This window comes from Sphingobium sp. CR2-8 (genome assembly GCF_035818615.1).
In the GTDB taxonomy this organism is placed as follows: Bacteria; Pseudomonadota; Alphaproteobacteria; order Sphingomonadales; family Sphingomonadaceae; genus Sphingobium.
Genome location: NZ_JAYKZY010000002.1, coordinates 2,561,465 through 2,575,091, shown reverse-complemented (window position 1 = coordinate 2,575,091; position 13,627 = coordinate 2,561,465). Strand labels below are relative to the sequence as shown.

10 protein-coding genes are annotated in these 13,627 nt (G+C 64.0%); 5 read left to right on the top strand and 5 right to left on the bottom strand.

From position 1 onward, the window contains the following. The first annotated feature begins 89 nt into the window (after positions 1–89). Positions 90–407, top strand: a complete 318-nt coding sequence (locus U5A82_RS16370) for a hypothetical protein (protein WP_326291895.1) — start codon at positions 90–92, stop codon at positions 405–407. 167 nt (positions 408–574) lie between these two features. Continuing rightward, entirely contained in the window at positions 575–1,393 is an 819-nt protein-coding gene (locus U5A82_RS16365; protein WP_326291894.1) for a ferredoxin--NADP reductase, read from the top strand. A gap of 320 nt (positions 1,394–1,713) precedes the next feature. Here the strand turns inward: U5A82_RS16365 and U5A82_RS16360 are convergent, their stop codons facing one another. Both U5A82_RS16360 and U5A82_RS16355 read right to left on the bottom strand, forming a co-directional pair. Further along, positions 1,714–3,540 carry a DUF885 domain-containing protein gene (locus U5A82_RS16360; RefSeq protein WP_326291893.1) on the bottom strand — a complete coding sequence of 609 codons (1,827 nt, stop codon included), beginning with the start codon at positions 3,538–3,540 and terminating at the stop codon, positions 1,714–1,716. Between the two features lie 84 nt (positions 3,541–3,624). Beyond that, on the bottom strand, positions 3,625–4,173 hold the full coding sequence (locus U5A82_RS16355) for a hypothetical protein (protein WP_326291892.1): 549 nt from the start codon (positions 4,171–4,173) through the stop codon (positions 3,625–3,627). 327 nt (positions 4,174–4,500) lie between these two features. On the opposite strand from U5A82_RS16355, the gene U5A82_RS16350 reads away from it, so the two are divergent. After that, complete coding sequence (locus tag U5A82_RS16350) at positions 4,501–6,567, top strand: TonB-dependent receptor domain-containing protein (RefSeq protein ID WP_442802217.1); 2,067 nt, start codon at positions 4,501–4,503, stop codon at positions 6,565–6,567. Positions 6,568–6,611: 44 nt separating this feature from the next. Here the strand turns inward: U5A82_RS16350 and U5A82_RS16345 are convergent, their stop codons facing one another. The 3 genes from U5A82_RS16345 to U5A82_RS16335 form a co-directional block, all read right to left on the bottom strand. After that, complete coding sequence (locus U5A82_RS16345) at positions 6,612–7,700, bottom strand: hypothetical protein (protein ID WP_326291891.1); 1,089 nt, start codon at positions 7,698–7,700, stop codon at positions 6,612–6,614. Positions 7,701–7,896: 196 nt separating this feature from the next. Further along, positions 7,897–8,343 carry an NfeD family protein gene (locus U5A82_RS16340; protein ID WP_326291890.1) on the bottom strand — a complete coding sequence of 149 codons (447 nt, stop codon included), beginning with the start codon at positions 8,341–8,343 and terminating at the stop codon, positions 7,897–7,899. Positions 8,344–8,551: 208 nt separating this feature from the next. Then, positions 8,552–9,532 carry an SPFH domain-containing protein gene (locus U5A82_RS16335; RefSeq protein WP_326291889.1) on the bottom strand — a complete coding sequence of 327 codons (981 nt, stop codon included), beginning with the start codon at positions 9,530–9,532 and terminating at the stop codon, positions 8,552–8,554. 97 nt (positions 9,533–9,629) lie between these two features. On the opposite strand from U5A82_RS16335, the gene U5A82_RS16330 reads away from it, so the two are divergent. Both U5A82_RS16330 and U5A82_RS16325 read left to right on the top strand, forming a co-directional pair. Next, positions 9,630–10,445 (top strand): HpcH/HpaI aldolase/citrate lyase family protein, encoded by an 816-nt coding sequence (locus U5A82_RS16330; RefSeq protein ID WP_326291888.1) that lies wholly within the window; start codon positions 9,630–9,632, stop codon positions 10,443–10,445. A gap of 210 nt (positions 10,446–10,655) precedes the next feature. Beyond that, entirely contained in the window at positions 10,656–13,586 is a 2,931-nt protein-coding gene (locus U5A82_RS16325; RefSeq protein WP_326291887.1) for a TonB-dependent receptor domain-containing protein, read from the top strand. The last annotated feature ends 41 nt before the right edge of the window (positions 13,587–13,627 follow it).

Here is a 13,627-nt window from a genome sequence, read left to right as displayed (position 1 = left end):
GAAAGAGCCGGAGGGGCGATCCTCCGGCTCTTTTGCTTTTGGGCGCGTGGCGGCGGTGCTATGCTGGCGGCCAACCTGTTGCAGGAGTTATGAGCATGTTCGACAATCTGATCGGTAAATTCGGCGGGCTGGAAGCGATTGCGGCGCAGATCGGCGTCAGCCCCGAACAGATGCAGGGATTGCTGAGCGAAATCAGCGCCAAGATCGGATCGGGTGAAACCAGCGTGGCGGCCCTGGCCGAAACGGCGGCGGAACATGGCGTGTCGGCGGACAAGTTGCAGGCACTGCTGGGCACGTTCGGCGGGCCGGAAGCGATATTGGGTCAGCTGGGCGGCTTTTTCGACAAGGATGGGGACGGCAATCCGCTGAATGAACTGAGCGGGATCGCCAAAGGCCTTTTCGGCTAGGCGATCGGGGCGGGGCGTCCGGGCAAAGGGCGCCCTATCGGGACCACAAGTTTTTTTGGCCTTGCCTTCGCGGTGCGGACGGGCCATTCGCGGAATTCGACTTTATTGCGAACGATCCGCAAAAAGCATCGCCATCAGGCGACGCAGAGCATTGCAAGGATAGACTGTTGACCGACGTGACGACCGAAAAGCCGGTATTGGAACCCACCGGCGCGCTTTCCGTGGAAACCGTGCTGTCGGTGAAGCACTGGAACGAGCATCTGTTCAGCTTCCGCATCACGCGGCCTGCCAGCTTCCGCTTCCGGTCGGGCGAGTTCATCATGATTGGCCTTAAGGGCGATAACGGCAAGCCGCTGCTGCGCGCCTATTCGATCGCCAGCCCCGCCTGGGACGAGGAAATCGAGTTCCTGTCGATCAAGGTGCAGGACGGTCCGCTGACGAGCAAGCTCCAGAAGATCGAGCCGGGCGACCAGATCTACCTCGGCCGCAAGCCAACCGGCACGCTCGTCACCGACGCGCTGTTGCCGGGCAAACGGCTGTTCATGCTGTCGACCGGCACGGGCCTCGCGCCCTTCCTCAGCCTGCCGCGCGATCCGGACGTCTATGAATTTTACGAGCAGGTCGTCGTGGTCCATTCGGTGCGCCGGGTGAGCGACCTGGCCTTCCGCGATGAGATGGAAGGCAAGTGGGCCGAAGATCCGCTGGTGTCGGAGCAGGCCGCGACCCAGTTCCATTATGTACCGACCGTGACGCGCGAGCCGTTCGAGGGCAATACGGCGCGCATCGACACGCTGGTCGAGAGCGGCGCGCTGTTCGAGGGGGTGCCGGGTGCGGCGCAATTCGATCCCGAGACCGACCGGATCATGATGTGTGGCAGCATGGAGATGATCAAGCAGTTCGGGGCTTATTTCGAGGGGCAGGGGTTCACCGAAGGGTCGAACGCCGCGCCGGGGCAGTTCGTGATCGAGCGGGCGTTCGTCGGGTAAGCGCAGATCATGATGCGATAGGAAAGGCCGGGGGTGATCCTCCGGCCTTTTTCTTTCCTGTTCCCCGGCGCAGGCTGGGGTCCAGTTGCGGGCGTCGATTTGGACCCCGGCCTGCGCCGGGGAACGGGAAGTGTTACGTCACCTTGCGCTCAGCCTTTTCAGCGTCATCCCAGCGAAGGCTGGGATCTCGCGCCTCTTGGTTGTGCCGTAGCGCCTGAGACCCCAGCTTTCGCTGGGGTGACGTGATGAGGAAAGGGTAGAGGGCTTGCTTCGCTCGCTACCCACCCCCGGCCCCTCCCTAGAAGGGAGGGGGAAGAAGGCTACACTCCCTTACGTGCCGCCACCCAGGCGTCGATGCTTTTGCCCAGCACGGTCATGGGCACGCCGCCGCCCTTGACCACGGCGTCGTTGAACAGGCGGAAGTCGAACCGGTCGCCCAGCGCCTTTTGCGCTTGTGCCCGCAGGCGGACGATTTCGCCATGGCCGACCTTGTAGCCGCAGGCCTGGCCCGGCCAGGCGCAGTAGCGGTCGACTTCGCCCTGCACATCCTCGACCGTGGAGCCGTTGGTGGTGGCGAACCAGTGGATCGCCTTGTCGCGGGTCCAGCGCTTGGCGTGGAGGCCGGTGTCGACCACCAGGCGGCAGCAGCGATAGGCGATGGATTGCAGATAGCCGAGCCGCCCGGCGATGTCGCCATCATAGGCGCCCAGTTCGTCGCCCAACTGTTCGGCATAGAGCGCCCAGCCCTCGCTATAGGCATTGAAGGCGAGCAGCGAGCGGATCAGCGGCAGCTTGTAGGTATATTCGCCCTGCCAGATATGGCCGGGGATGCCTTCATGATAGCAGAGCGTCGGCAGGCTGTAGCGGGGCCAGATGCCAGTGTCGCGCAGGTTGATATAATAGTTGCCGGGGACCGATCCGTCGATCGAGCCTGCACCCGCATAGGCGCCGGGCGCGCCCGCCTCGATCTCCACCGGCACGCGTTTCACGATCAGCTTGGCGGGGACGAGGGTGGCGAAGGCACGCGGCAGGCGGGTGCGGATGTCGGCGAGGCGGCCGTCGATGAAACTGAGGATCTGCTGGCGGCCGCTGTCGTCATTGGGGAAGAGATATTGGGGGTCCTTGCCCATGGCGGTCATGCGTTCGCCGACCGTGCCCTTTGTCATGCCCAGTTGTTTGAGCAGGCCGTCCATCTGCGATTGCAAGGCGGCGAGTTGGGCGAGGCCGAGTGTGTGGACCTCCTGCGGCGTCATGGTGGTCGTGGTCCCGGCGGACAGCGCCCAGGCATAATAGGCGTCGCCCTGCGGCAGTTTCCACACGCCCGCGTCCATGGTGGCGGTGGCGCGTTGGCGCGTGAGTTCGGCGGCCTGCGCGGCGAGGGCGGGGGCGACCTGATCGCGGACGATGCGGGCGGCCTTGGCGGCATAATCGCCGGGCATGTCCTTCGTGCGGCGGGCGAGCGAGGCGACCGGCACCTGGGCGTCGATCGGTTGGGCCTGGACCGCCTTCATCTGCCCCAGCGTCTTGTCGAGCAGGAAGGCGGGGGCGGTGACGCCGATCGCGGCGTCATGTTTCAGGCGCTCCGTCTCACCCGCCAGATTGGCGGCATAGGCGCTAAGACGGGCGAGATAGGCGTCGGCGTCGGCCGCATCCTTGATGACATGGTTGCTGTCAAGGAAATCGGGGGTCTCCACGAAGCTGCCGGTGTTCTGCGCGACCGCATAGGGGCTGTTGCGATAGGACCAGTTGCTGTTCATGATCGCCATGTCGCCGAAGGGGAAGGCGAAGCCCCGGTCGGCGGTTTCATGCGCGGTCAGCGCCACTTCCACATCGATGCGGGTCGCGGGCGACAGGGGTTTGAGGTCGAGGCCACGCAGGCGGGCGAGACGGTCCTTCACATGGGCGGCGATCTGCGCCTGCCCGGCGGGGGTCTTGTTGCCGAGGCGGCTTTTGAGGGCCGAGCGCGCGCCGGTGTCGATGCCCAGGCCCGACGCGGTTTCGGGCGCGTCGGCCAGCATCGCTTCGGCCATGTCAGCGAGCAGCGCCTGCGCGGCGGCGTCTGGCGTAGCGGCGGCGCGCGCGGGCAGGGCCGCGAGACTGACGGTGGCGGCGCCGGCAGCGAGCAGATCGCGGCGGGAGGTCAACATGAGTGGGGTCTCCGATGGGAATGTCCCGCTTAACTTCGCATATTTCCCGCTGATTTCGACATGTTATTTCCTACCGGCGACAGATTATGACAAGGGCGCGGGCGGTGCGCCGCCCCCTCCGCCACTGCCTAGCGCCGCCAGCGCGGGGCGCAGCGCGGCCCATTCGTCCGGGCTGTAGGGCCCCATGCGGGCGATCTGGTCGAATAGCTGGCGAGTGGCGATCCGTTCGCGGTGGGGCATCGCCGCGCGCGCGCCGCTGCGTTCCGCGCCCAATGCGCGCAGGGCGGCAAAGAGCAGGCGGTGGTTGGTTGCTATGCATGTGCCCACGACCCTGCCGCGGCGGACGATCGGCCGCTCCTCCTGCCCTCTGGCGAGCGCGACGGCGCGGGCGCGACTATCGTCCAGCCCCATTTCCAGCGCCCAGTCCCAGGCGGCGGCAAAACTTTCCGCGCCGACACGTGCACGCAGATAATAGGCCGAGCGGGGCGTGCAGCCGACGCTGCGTGCCGCCTGCGCCACGACGCCGCAGCGGGACAGGGCGGCGATGAAGGCCATCTGGGCGTCCGGCGTCCAGCCGCGCGCGCGACGGACATGGGGGACGGGGGTGAAGCGGAGGAGGTCTGGCTTTGTCATGCCGGGGAGGGTGGCATGGGTTGGGGGGTGTAGGACAGGGTGGGGCGTGGCGTTCATCATGGTCGGGGCCTGAATCTCGGCGCTCCATAAGGCTATTATCGTACAACATGTCTCACGCATGGACCGGACGCCTGCGCCATGTCTTCATTGTAAGGAATGATTGCCGCCAAGCGTGACCGCTTGCCGCACAATTGACAATCGATCGCAACAAGCGCTTTGCCCTCACATTATTGATAAGCATTTGCATTATCCGTGGGGGAATTTATGATATCTTTGCGTTCGCGCGCCACGCTGCGTGCCGGGGCTGGTCTGGTTGCTTTGGCGACGATGAGCCATAGCGCGATGGCGGCCGATGCCGCCGACGCCGCGCCGGTGGAGGGCGATGCGTCTTCCGCGATCGTCGTGACCGCAGCGGGCTATGAGCAGAATATCGTGGAAGCGCCTGCCAGCATCACAGTGCTGGGCCGGGAGGAATTGCAGGAGAAGCGGTTCGGGAGTCTGGCGGAAGCCTTGCAGGACGTGCAGGGCGTGGATGTGGGCGGTGAAGCGGGCAAGACCGGTGGCCTCAACATCTCCATCCGCGGCATGCCCAGCGACTATACGCTGGTGCTGATCGACGGGCGGCGGCAGAATGCGCCGGGCGGGGTGACGCCCAACGGGTTCGGCGAGACCTCCACCAGCTTCCTGCCGCCCTTTTCCGCCATCGACCGGATCGAGGTGGTGCGCGGGCCGATGTCCACGCTCTACGGGTCGGACGCGATGGGCGGCGTCGTCAACATCATCACGCGCAAGGTCGGCAACCGCTGGGTCGGTACCGCGAGCGCCGAAAGCACGATCCAGGGCGACGACCGCTTCGGCAATATCCGGTCGATCAACGGCTTCGCGCAGGGACCGGTCGTCAAGGATCTGGTCGGGCTGACGCTGCGCGGGAGCGTGTTCCATCGCGAGGGGTCGGATATCGAGATCCCCGGCGATCCGGCGCTGACGCTGGGGCGCAACCCGGTGCGGTCGGACATTTATAGCTATGGCGGGCGGCTGAGCTTCACGCCCCATGCCGATCATGACCTGTGGCTGGAATATGATCGCAACGAGCAGGCATATGACAATAGCGAGGGGCAACTGGGCACGCTGGGGTCGGGTGGCTATGCGCCCGAGCAGCGGTTCAACCGGTCCAACTATGTGCTGGCGCATAGCTGGCGCATGGGCTTTGGCCAGCTCGACACGACATTGACGCGCAACGAGACGGAGACGATCGGGCGGTTGATCCCCAATGGCACGCCGGGGGCCACGCCGGGTGCGCCGCGCACGCTGGAGGCGCGCAACGACATCGTGGATTCGCGTTTCGCGGGCAAGGTCGGGCCGGTCGCCTTCACCGTGGGCGGGCAATATTGGAAGGCGCGGATGGTCGAGGGCGTGGCGCCCGAGCCGTTCAAATTCACCCAGTGGGCGGGCTTTGCCGAAGCGACGCTGACCGTCGCCGACGGGTTCAACATCACCGGCGGCGCGCGCTATGACGATCATTCGACCTTCGGCAACAAATGGTCGCCGCGCGCCTATGCGGTGTGGAACATCGATGATGTCTTGACGCTCAAGGGCGGGGTGAGCCGGGGCTTCAAGACGCCGCGGGTCGAACAGATCGCCGAGGGGATCATCGGCTTCGGCAGCCAGGGACGCGTGCCGCTACTGGGGTCGCCGGGGCTGACGCCGGAAACCAGCACCAGCTATGAAGCGGGCCTCTATTATGACGGGCAGGGCTTCTTCAGCGGCAATGTGACGCTGTTCAACAATGATTTCAACGACAAGATCGCGAGCGGGCCGGGCATTCCCAACTGCCGGTTCAGCGCGGCGCCGGGTCGGCCGGGCTGTATCGACGTCGGCAATTTCCCCGCCGTCGATCTGTTCAGCCAGTCGATCAATATCGACAAGGCGCGGACGCGCGGCGTGGAAGTGGCAACGCGCTTCGCCTTTACCCCTACATTGTCGCTGAGCGCCAACTATACCTATACCGAAACCGAGCAGCTCAGCGGTTCGGAAGAGGGGCTGCCGCTGATCGGCATGCCCAAACATATGCTGAACGGCAATCTGCGCTGGAAGCTGGGCGACAAGGCGAGCCTGTGGGCGCGGGCGGAAATCCGGTCGAGCCGCTATCGCGGGGCCAATGTGCAGCAGAGCGCAGTGGGTGATTTCCGCAGCTACGAGGTGTTCCATCTGGGCGGATCATATCAGGTCGCCCCGGCGTTCCGCCTGGCCGCAACGGTGTATAACGTGCTGGATACCGATTATGCGTTGTACGTGCCGTATCAGACCAGCCCGACGGTGACGGCCTTTACGCCTGCTTATTCGATCAACCAGGAAGGGCGGCGGTTGTGGCTGTCGGCTACGGTGGATTTTTGAGCGGATAGGGTCAAGCGCGGCGACGGGACATCTGATCGGCAGGGTTATGACGGGTTTTCGTCAGTCAATGCTGGCATGTCCTGTTGCGTGCGTTCGCGATTGGCGACCGTCATCGCATCCGTCTCCGTCAAATCGATGATATGTACGGAATAATTGCCGGCACGCCGCCGGATGAAGCTACCTACAGGTTTGCCTATCGCTTGCCTGACCGTAAAACGGTCGATCCGATACATGCCGGGCCAGTCGGGCTGCGCGTCGAGCGGCGCATATCGACGCCCGCTGACCTGCCGAAGAATGGCGGGTCCCCATTGCCCAAGGCCGGACGTTCGCAAGACTTCCACGCCTCTGGTCCGCCCGTCCGGCCGTATCCAATAGCCGACGTCAGCGAAACGAACGCCGCCTTGATTGCGGGGATCAAGACTGACCAATTTTGAGTTGAGGTCATCGACCGGACGCGCATAGAGCAGCTTGGGTGCCTTGGTCGGCGATTGCCGGATCCGGTCGGCGAGTGCGTCCACCGCGCCGTCGTCGCCGCGACGTATCGCGACGCGGGCGCGTAAAATGTCGCGCAGTTCCAGCATGATCGTGTTGCTGCCCCCGGCCAATGCGACGGCCTCGCCCGCGATGCGTTCGGCCTCACCATCCCGCTCCAGAAGCGAGGCCAGCCATGCCCTGCGAAATGCGGCCCCGGCCGCCAGGTCGGTCTGGCCGTCGGCGGCTGCCTTGCGCTGAACCCTGTGGTAGATATCGGCGGCGGCATCCGATTTTCCAAGGCCGACCATATTGTCGGCAAAGGCCAGTTCCTGCACCAGCGTCGCCTTATGCGTTTCACCCAGATGCCGTTGCAGCACCAGCATATTGTTGCGCGCCGACGAAAGCCACAGATCCCTGTCGCCCTGATGCTCCGCGACGGTCGCCAATGTCGCATAGAGGCTCGACACCGGACCGGGCATCTGGGCTGCCTTGTCGCGGTTGCGCCGGATCGCCTTTTGCAGGGTGCGTTGGGCGTCGGTGTAGCGGCCGTCGGCAAACAGCTCGACCGACGCCTGAAGCGACGCTTCGACCTCCTGCGCGGGCGGGCAGTTGCGGGCCAGGCAATCCGCCAGTGCCTTTTCGGCGCGGTGGCCTACCACGATGATATCATTCGGCGATGCCGGAAGCGGACCATCGGCTAACGTCGTGAGAAGCAGAAGAGGATAGAGCATGATTGAACGTCCTCTGCGCGTCGATCCCTGTCAATTATCGGGATGTTTCTGAAGTCGAATATTTTGTTTCTATTGCATCAGCTGTTCTGGAGAAATGAGGCGCGTAGCGGTGGTGTCGACGACCTTACGGGCCCTCCACCCGCAAGATCGTGCCGTCTACCGCGATCACGCGCATGCGGGCGCCGGTGGGGGCGTCGGGGCCGGTGGCGCTCCAGACGCTGTCGCCGACCTTGACCCGGCCTTCGCCGCCGACGATCGGCTCCACCACCGTGACGCTCTGGCCGATCAGCCGGGCGCTGCGGTCGTTGAGCATCGGGTCGGACGAGGCGACGGGATTGTCCGCATACCAGCGGCGTCCGGCATAGACCGCCGCGATGCTCAGGCCTGCGAACAGCAGGAACTGGAAGGGCAGCGCGATCGGCAGGGCGAGCGCGACCAGGCCGGTGATGGCGGCGGCGATCGCGATCCAGATGAGGAAGACGCCGGGCATCAGGACTTCGGCGATGCCCAGGAGCGCGGCGAAGACCAGCCAGCCCCAATGATCCTGGAGAAGGGCGAGGGGGGCGGTCATGGGCGGGGTGTCCGTGGGATGGCTTGGCGCGGGAGGAAGTGTGCCGTTCCCTGGCGGAGGCCGGGGGCCAGTTGTGAGGGCTGAACTGGACCCCGGCCTTCGCCGGGGAACGGTGTGGTGACGATAGGTTCAACGTCTATCGGAAGGGCCTTCGATAGGCTCAGGGCGAACGGATTAGGGGGCTGATATGACGCTACGCGCATCCCCATCATCCCTGGCTCTGGCCGAAGGGGCTGGGGCGGGTGCGCGGCGCGGGGGGTGGGGTCGGGGTCGGCATGCCGTCGCTGCCCAGCGCGTCCTTGGCCAGTTGGCCGATGCCGCCCAGCGTGCCGATCAACTGCGTCGCCTCGACCGGGAAGAGGATCGTCTTGGCATTGGGGCTGGTGGCGAAGGCGCTGACGGCCTCCACATATTTCTGGGCGATGAAATAGTTGAGCGCCTGCGGATTGCCCGCCGATATCGCGTCGGACACCATCTGGGTCGCTTTCGCTTCGGCCTCCGCCTCGCGCTCGCGGGCTTCGGCGTCGCGGAAGGCGGCTTCGCGGCGGCCTTCGGCTTGCAGGATCTGGCCGGCCTTTTCGCCCTCTGCCCGCAGGATTTCGGCGGCGCGCGCGCCTTCGGCGTCGAGGATGTTGGCGCGCTTCTCACGCTCCGCCTTCATCTGGCGGCCCATGGCGTTGACGATGTCGGCGGGCGGGCGGATGTCCTTTAATTCCACGCGGGTGATCTTGATGCCCCAGGCATTGGTGGCGTGATCGACCACGGAGAGGAGGCGGGCGTTGATCTCGTCGCGCTTGGACAGGGTTTCGTCCAGGTCCAGCGACCCCATGACCGTGCGCAGGTTGGTGGTGGCGAGCTGCATGATCGCGACGTAAAGTTCGCTCACTTCATAGGCGGCCTTGGCCGGGTCGAGCACCTGAAAGAAGACCACGCCGTCGACCGACACCATGGCGTTGTCCTTGGTGATGATTTCCTGCCCCGGAATATCGACCACCTGCTCCATCATGTTGATCTTGCGACCGACCGAGTAAAAGAAGGCGGGGTAGAAATTGAGGCCGGGCTTGGCGACTTCGGTGAAACGACCGAAGCGTTCGATCGTATATTGATAACCTTGCCGCACGACCTTCACACTGACGGCGAGGTAGAACAGCACGAGGCCCGTGAGCGTGAGCGCGAATGTGGTCAGCATGGTCGGTCCTCCCCGAAATAGGGTTTGGACTATGGCCTGTATTCGTTAACGGGGGAAGTCATACCGCCGGAAGATCGAAATTCGAGGAGAGCCGCCGATGTTGTTGCGCCACGCCCGTTCACTGTTGTTCTTGCCCGCGTCCAATGCGCGCGCCATCGCCAAGGCGCGCACCCTGCCGTGCGACATGGTGATATTGGACCTGGAAGATGCCGTGCCCGACGACGCCAAGGACATAGCGCGCGACGGCGCGATCGCGGCGCTGGCGGAGGGCTTTGGCGGGCGGATCGCGGGGGTGCGGATCAATGTCGCCGGTACGCCCTGGCATGGGGTGGAGATGATCGCGCTCAAGGGCACGACGGCCGACTATGTCGTGCTGCCCAAGGTGGAACATCCCAAGCAGGTGCGCGACGTCTATAGCGTGTCGCAAAAGCCGGTGATCGCGATGATCGAAAGCGCGCATGGTGTGCTGGTGGCGGCGGAGATCGCGCGGGCGGAAGGATGTGCGGGCCTGTTCATAGGGCTGAACGACCTGCGCAAGAATCTGGGCATCCCGCCGTCGGCCGGGCGGGGCGGGTTGTCTTATGCGATGCAGGCGGTGGTGCTGGCGGCGCGGGCGGCGGGTATCGCGGTGTTCGACGGCGTGTTCAACCGGCTGGAGGACGAGACGGGGCTGGAGATCGAATGCGCGGAAGGTTATGCGTTGGGCTTCGACGGCAAGACGCTGATCCACCCGTCGCAGGTGCCCGTGGCGAACCAGATTTTCGGACCGGACGCGCAGGCGCTGGCCGACGCGCGCCGCCTGATCGAGGCGGCGACCGGCGGGGCGGAACGGTTCGAGGGGCGCATGATCGAAACGATGCATGTCGAGGAAGCACGGGCATTGGTGGCGCGGGCGGAGGCGGTGGGGGAATAAGCGTTACGTCATCGGAATCGACGGCGAATGGGGCGATGATGTGGTTCATGAACCGCGTCTGTCGCTATGTTGCAATAACGCTACACATCGCGGCAAAATCGCCAAATAATCTTCCGTTCGTCGCACTGCCGTTGACCCAGAACGGCGGGTAGGGCGTTTTTTGGCGATCGAGTTCCTGCCCCGAGCTCTAAAATACAAAGGGAAATCATCATGCATCGCACCGCTGTTGCGGCGCGCAGGCTGCTTGCGGCCAGCGCGCTTTCGAGCCTGTTCTTCTTTCCTGCCGTCGCGCAGGACGCTGCTGCGTCTGGCGAAGCCGATACGATCGTCGTGACCGGCAGCCGCATCCAGCGCAATGACTATAATATCGCCAATCCACTGGTGACGGTGACGGCCGAGACGCTGGAACAATCGGGCAACGTGCAGATCGTCGATACGCTGGCGCAGAACCCGGCGCTGATCAACTCGCTGGGTGGCGCGCGGACATCGGGGTCCAACAGCGATTTCGGCGCGGTGGGCGTGGCGTTGCTCGACCTGCGCGGGCTGGGCGAGAACCGCACGCTGGTGTTGGTCAACGGTCGCCGCCACGTGGCGAGCCTGTCGGGATCGGCCGCGGTCGATATCAACACTATTCCCAACGACCTGATCGAAGGCGTGGACGTGCTGACGGGCGGTGCATCGGCCATCTACGGCGCGGATGGCGTGTCGGGGGTGGTCAATTTCCGCCTGAAGCGCGATTTCGAGGGCTTCAAGGCAAGCGGCCAGGTGGGCATTTCCAGCCGGGGCGATGCGGGGCAGCGCTATGGGTCGTTGACCTATGGCCGGAATTTCGGTGGCGGGCGCGGCAACATCGCGCTGTCCTATGAATTCCGCGAACAGGATCGGCTGAGCAGCTTCGATCGCAGGCGTTTCGGCAATCCGCTGGACACCTATGGCATCGTGCGTGATCCGGCCGATATTCCTGATAATCCCAACGTGCCCGACCGTCGGCCGTTCAACAATCTGCGCTATGCCGACAGCTCGCTGGGCGGCGCGGTCGACGTCGATCTCGACACGATTCCTGACTTCACCGGTGAGGGCAAGGTCTATGATCGTGGCCTGTTGCTGCCGTCGTCGGGCGGTCTGACGCAGGGTGGCGACAGCACGCCGTTGGCCGGCTATCAGGGCGACCTTCAGGCCTATAATCGGGTCCATAATGTCAACCTGCTGTCGCATTATGATTTCAGCGACGCGGCGAAATTCTTCTTCGAAGCCAAATATGTGAAGAACAAGACGCGCACGGTGTCGCAGCCGTCGTTCGATTTCTACACGTATCTGTCGCCCGACAACGCTTATTTGCAGAACCAGTTCGGGGCGCTCGCGCCCGATGGCGCCCTGATATCGCGCGACAATTTCGACATGGGTGTGCGTGGCGAGCGCAACGAGCGCGAGACAATGCGCTTCGTGGGCGGTTTCGAGGGCCAGATTTCCGATCATGCCCGCTACGAATTGTCCTACACCTTCGGCCAGACCAAGTCGAAGGTGCTGCTGACCGACTATCGCATCGGCGACCGTTACTGGGCGGCGATCGATGCGGTGCGCGATCCGGCGACCGGCCAGATCGTCTGCAGATCGAACCTGAACCCCGCCGGCAACATCAATCCCGATAATTATGATGCGCCAGCCAGCACATTCACCCCGGGCGCGGGCAGTGGCTGCCGTCCGCTCAACCTGCTGGGCAATGGTGCGCCCAGCCAGGCGGCGCTCGATTGGATCAACGCGGACATTCTGAACCGCGCCAGGCTTCAGCAGCATGTCGTGTCGGGGTCTATCTCCGGCGATTTCGGGCAGTTCTTCGAATTGCCGGGCGGCCCGATCGGCTTTGCGGTCGGCGCCGAATATCGCAAGGAAAAGAGCCGCTTCGTTACCGACGATCTGTTGCAGCAGGGCGCGTTGGCGGACTTTTCGGTGCAGTTGCCCGAGCAGGGCAGCTTCGACGTGAAGGAAATTTTCGGCGAAGTGTCGGTGCCGGTGCTCAAGGACATGCCTTTTGCCCATACGCTGTCGTTCGGCGCGGCTGTGCGTCTGTCGGATTATTCGACCGTCGGCAAGACCACGACCTGGAAGGTGGACGGCACCTATGCGCCGATCCCCGACATCACGTTCCGCGGCACATTGTCCGAAGCGGTGCGTGCGCCCAACATCACCGAATTGTTCGCGCCGCGTAACGGCGGCTTCTCTTTCATCAGCGATCCGTGCGATCCGGTCTTTATCGGCGAAGGCACGCAGTTCCGCGTCGCCAATTGCCGGGCGACCCTGACCGCCGCCGGTCTGACCCCGGCGCAGATTGCGGGCTTCAACCCCGAGAACGATCCCACGGCGACGGTCAGCCTGCCGGGAAATTCGGGCGGCAACCGCGACCTGCAGGAAGAAACGGCCCGGACCTGGACGGCCGGCACCGTCCTTCGCCCGCGCTTCATTCCGGGCCTGATCGCGTCGTTCGACTGGTACGACATCAAGATTAAGAATGCGATCAATACGCCGACGGCGGAAGAATTGGCGGGCCTGTGCGTCGACCAGCCGACGCTGGACAATGTCTATTGCCAGAATATCAGCCGCGCCAGCGGCACTGGATATATTAACGGCTATTTCGTCCGGCCGCAGAATGTCGCCAATTTCCGTACCGCTGGTGCCGACATGAAGCTGAATTACAGCTTCAATACCGCCAAGGCGGGGGCGTTCAGCATCTCACTGGTCGGTGGCTATCTCGACAAGTTGCAGTTCATCGCGACGCCGGGCGCGGAGGTCAATATCAATCGCGAGGAACCCTATTTCCCCAAATGGAACGCGACCGGCGACATCACCTGGAAGATGGACAAGCTGACCGTCAATTATGGCGTCAGCTGGTTCAGCAAGACGCGCCGCTATACGATCGAGCAGACGGATGCCAACCCCGACATCGCGGCGTCGGAATATCTGCAATATAAGGAAAAGTGGCAGCACGACCTGTACGTCGCCTATGACGTGGACGAACGGTTCCGCTTCTATGTTGGCGCGAACAACCTGTTCGACCAGCAGCCTTCGATCGCTGCGGTCAATAGTAGTTATCCGATCAGCTATGTCGGCCGCTACATGTATGCGGGCGCGAAGATCACGATGTAAGGCCGGAGCCTTTCGTTATGCAGGAAAGGGGCGGACTTTCC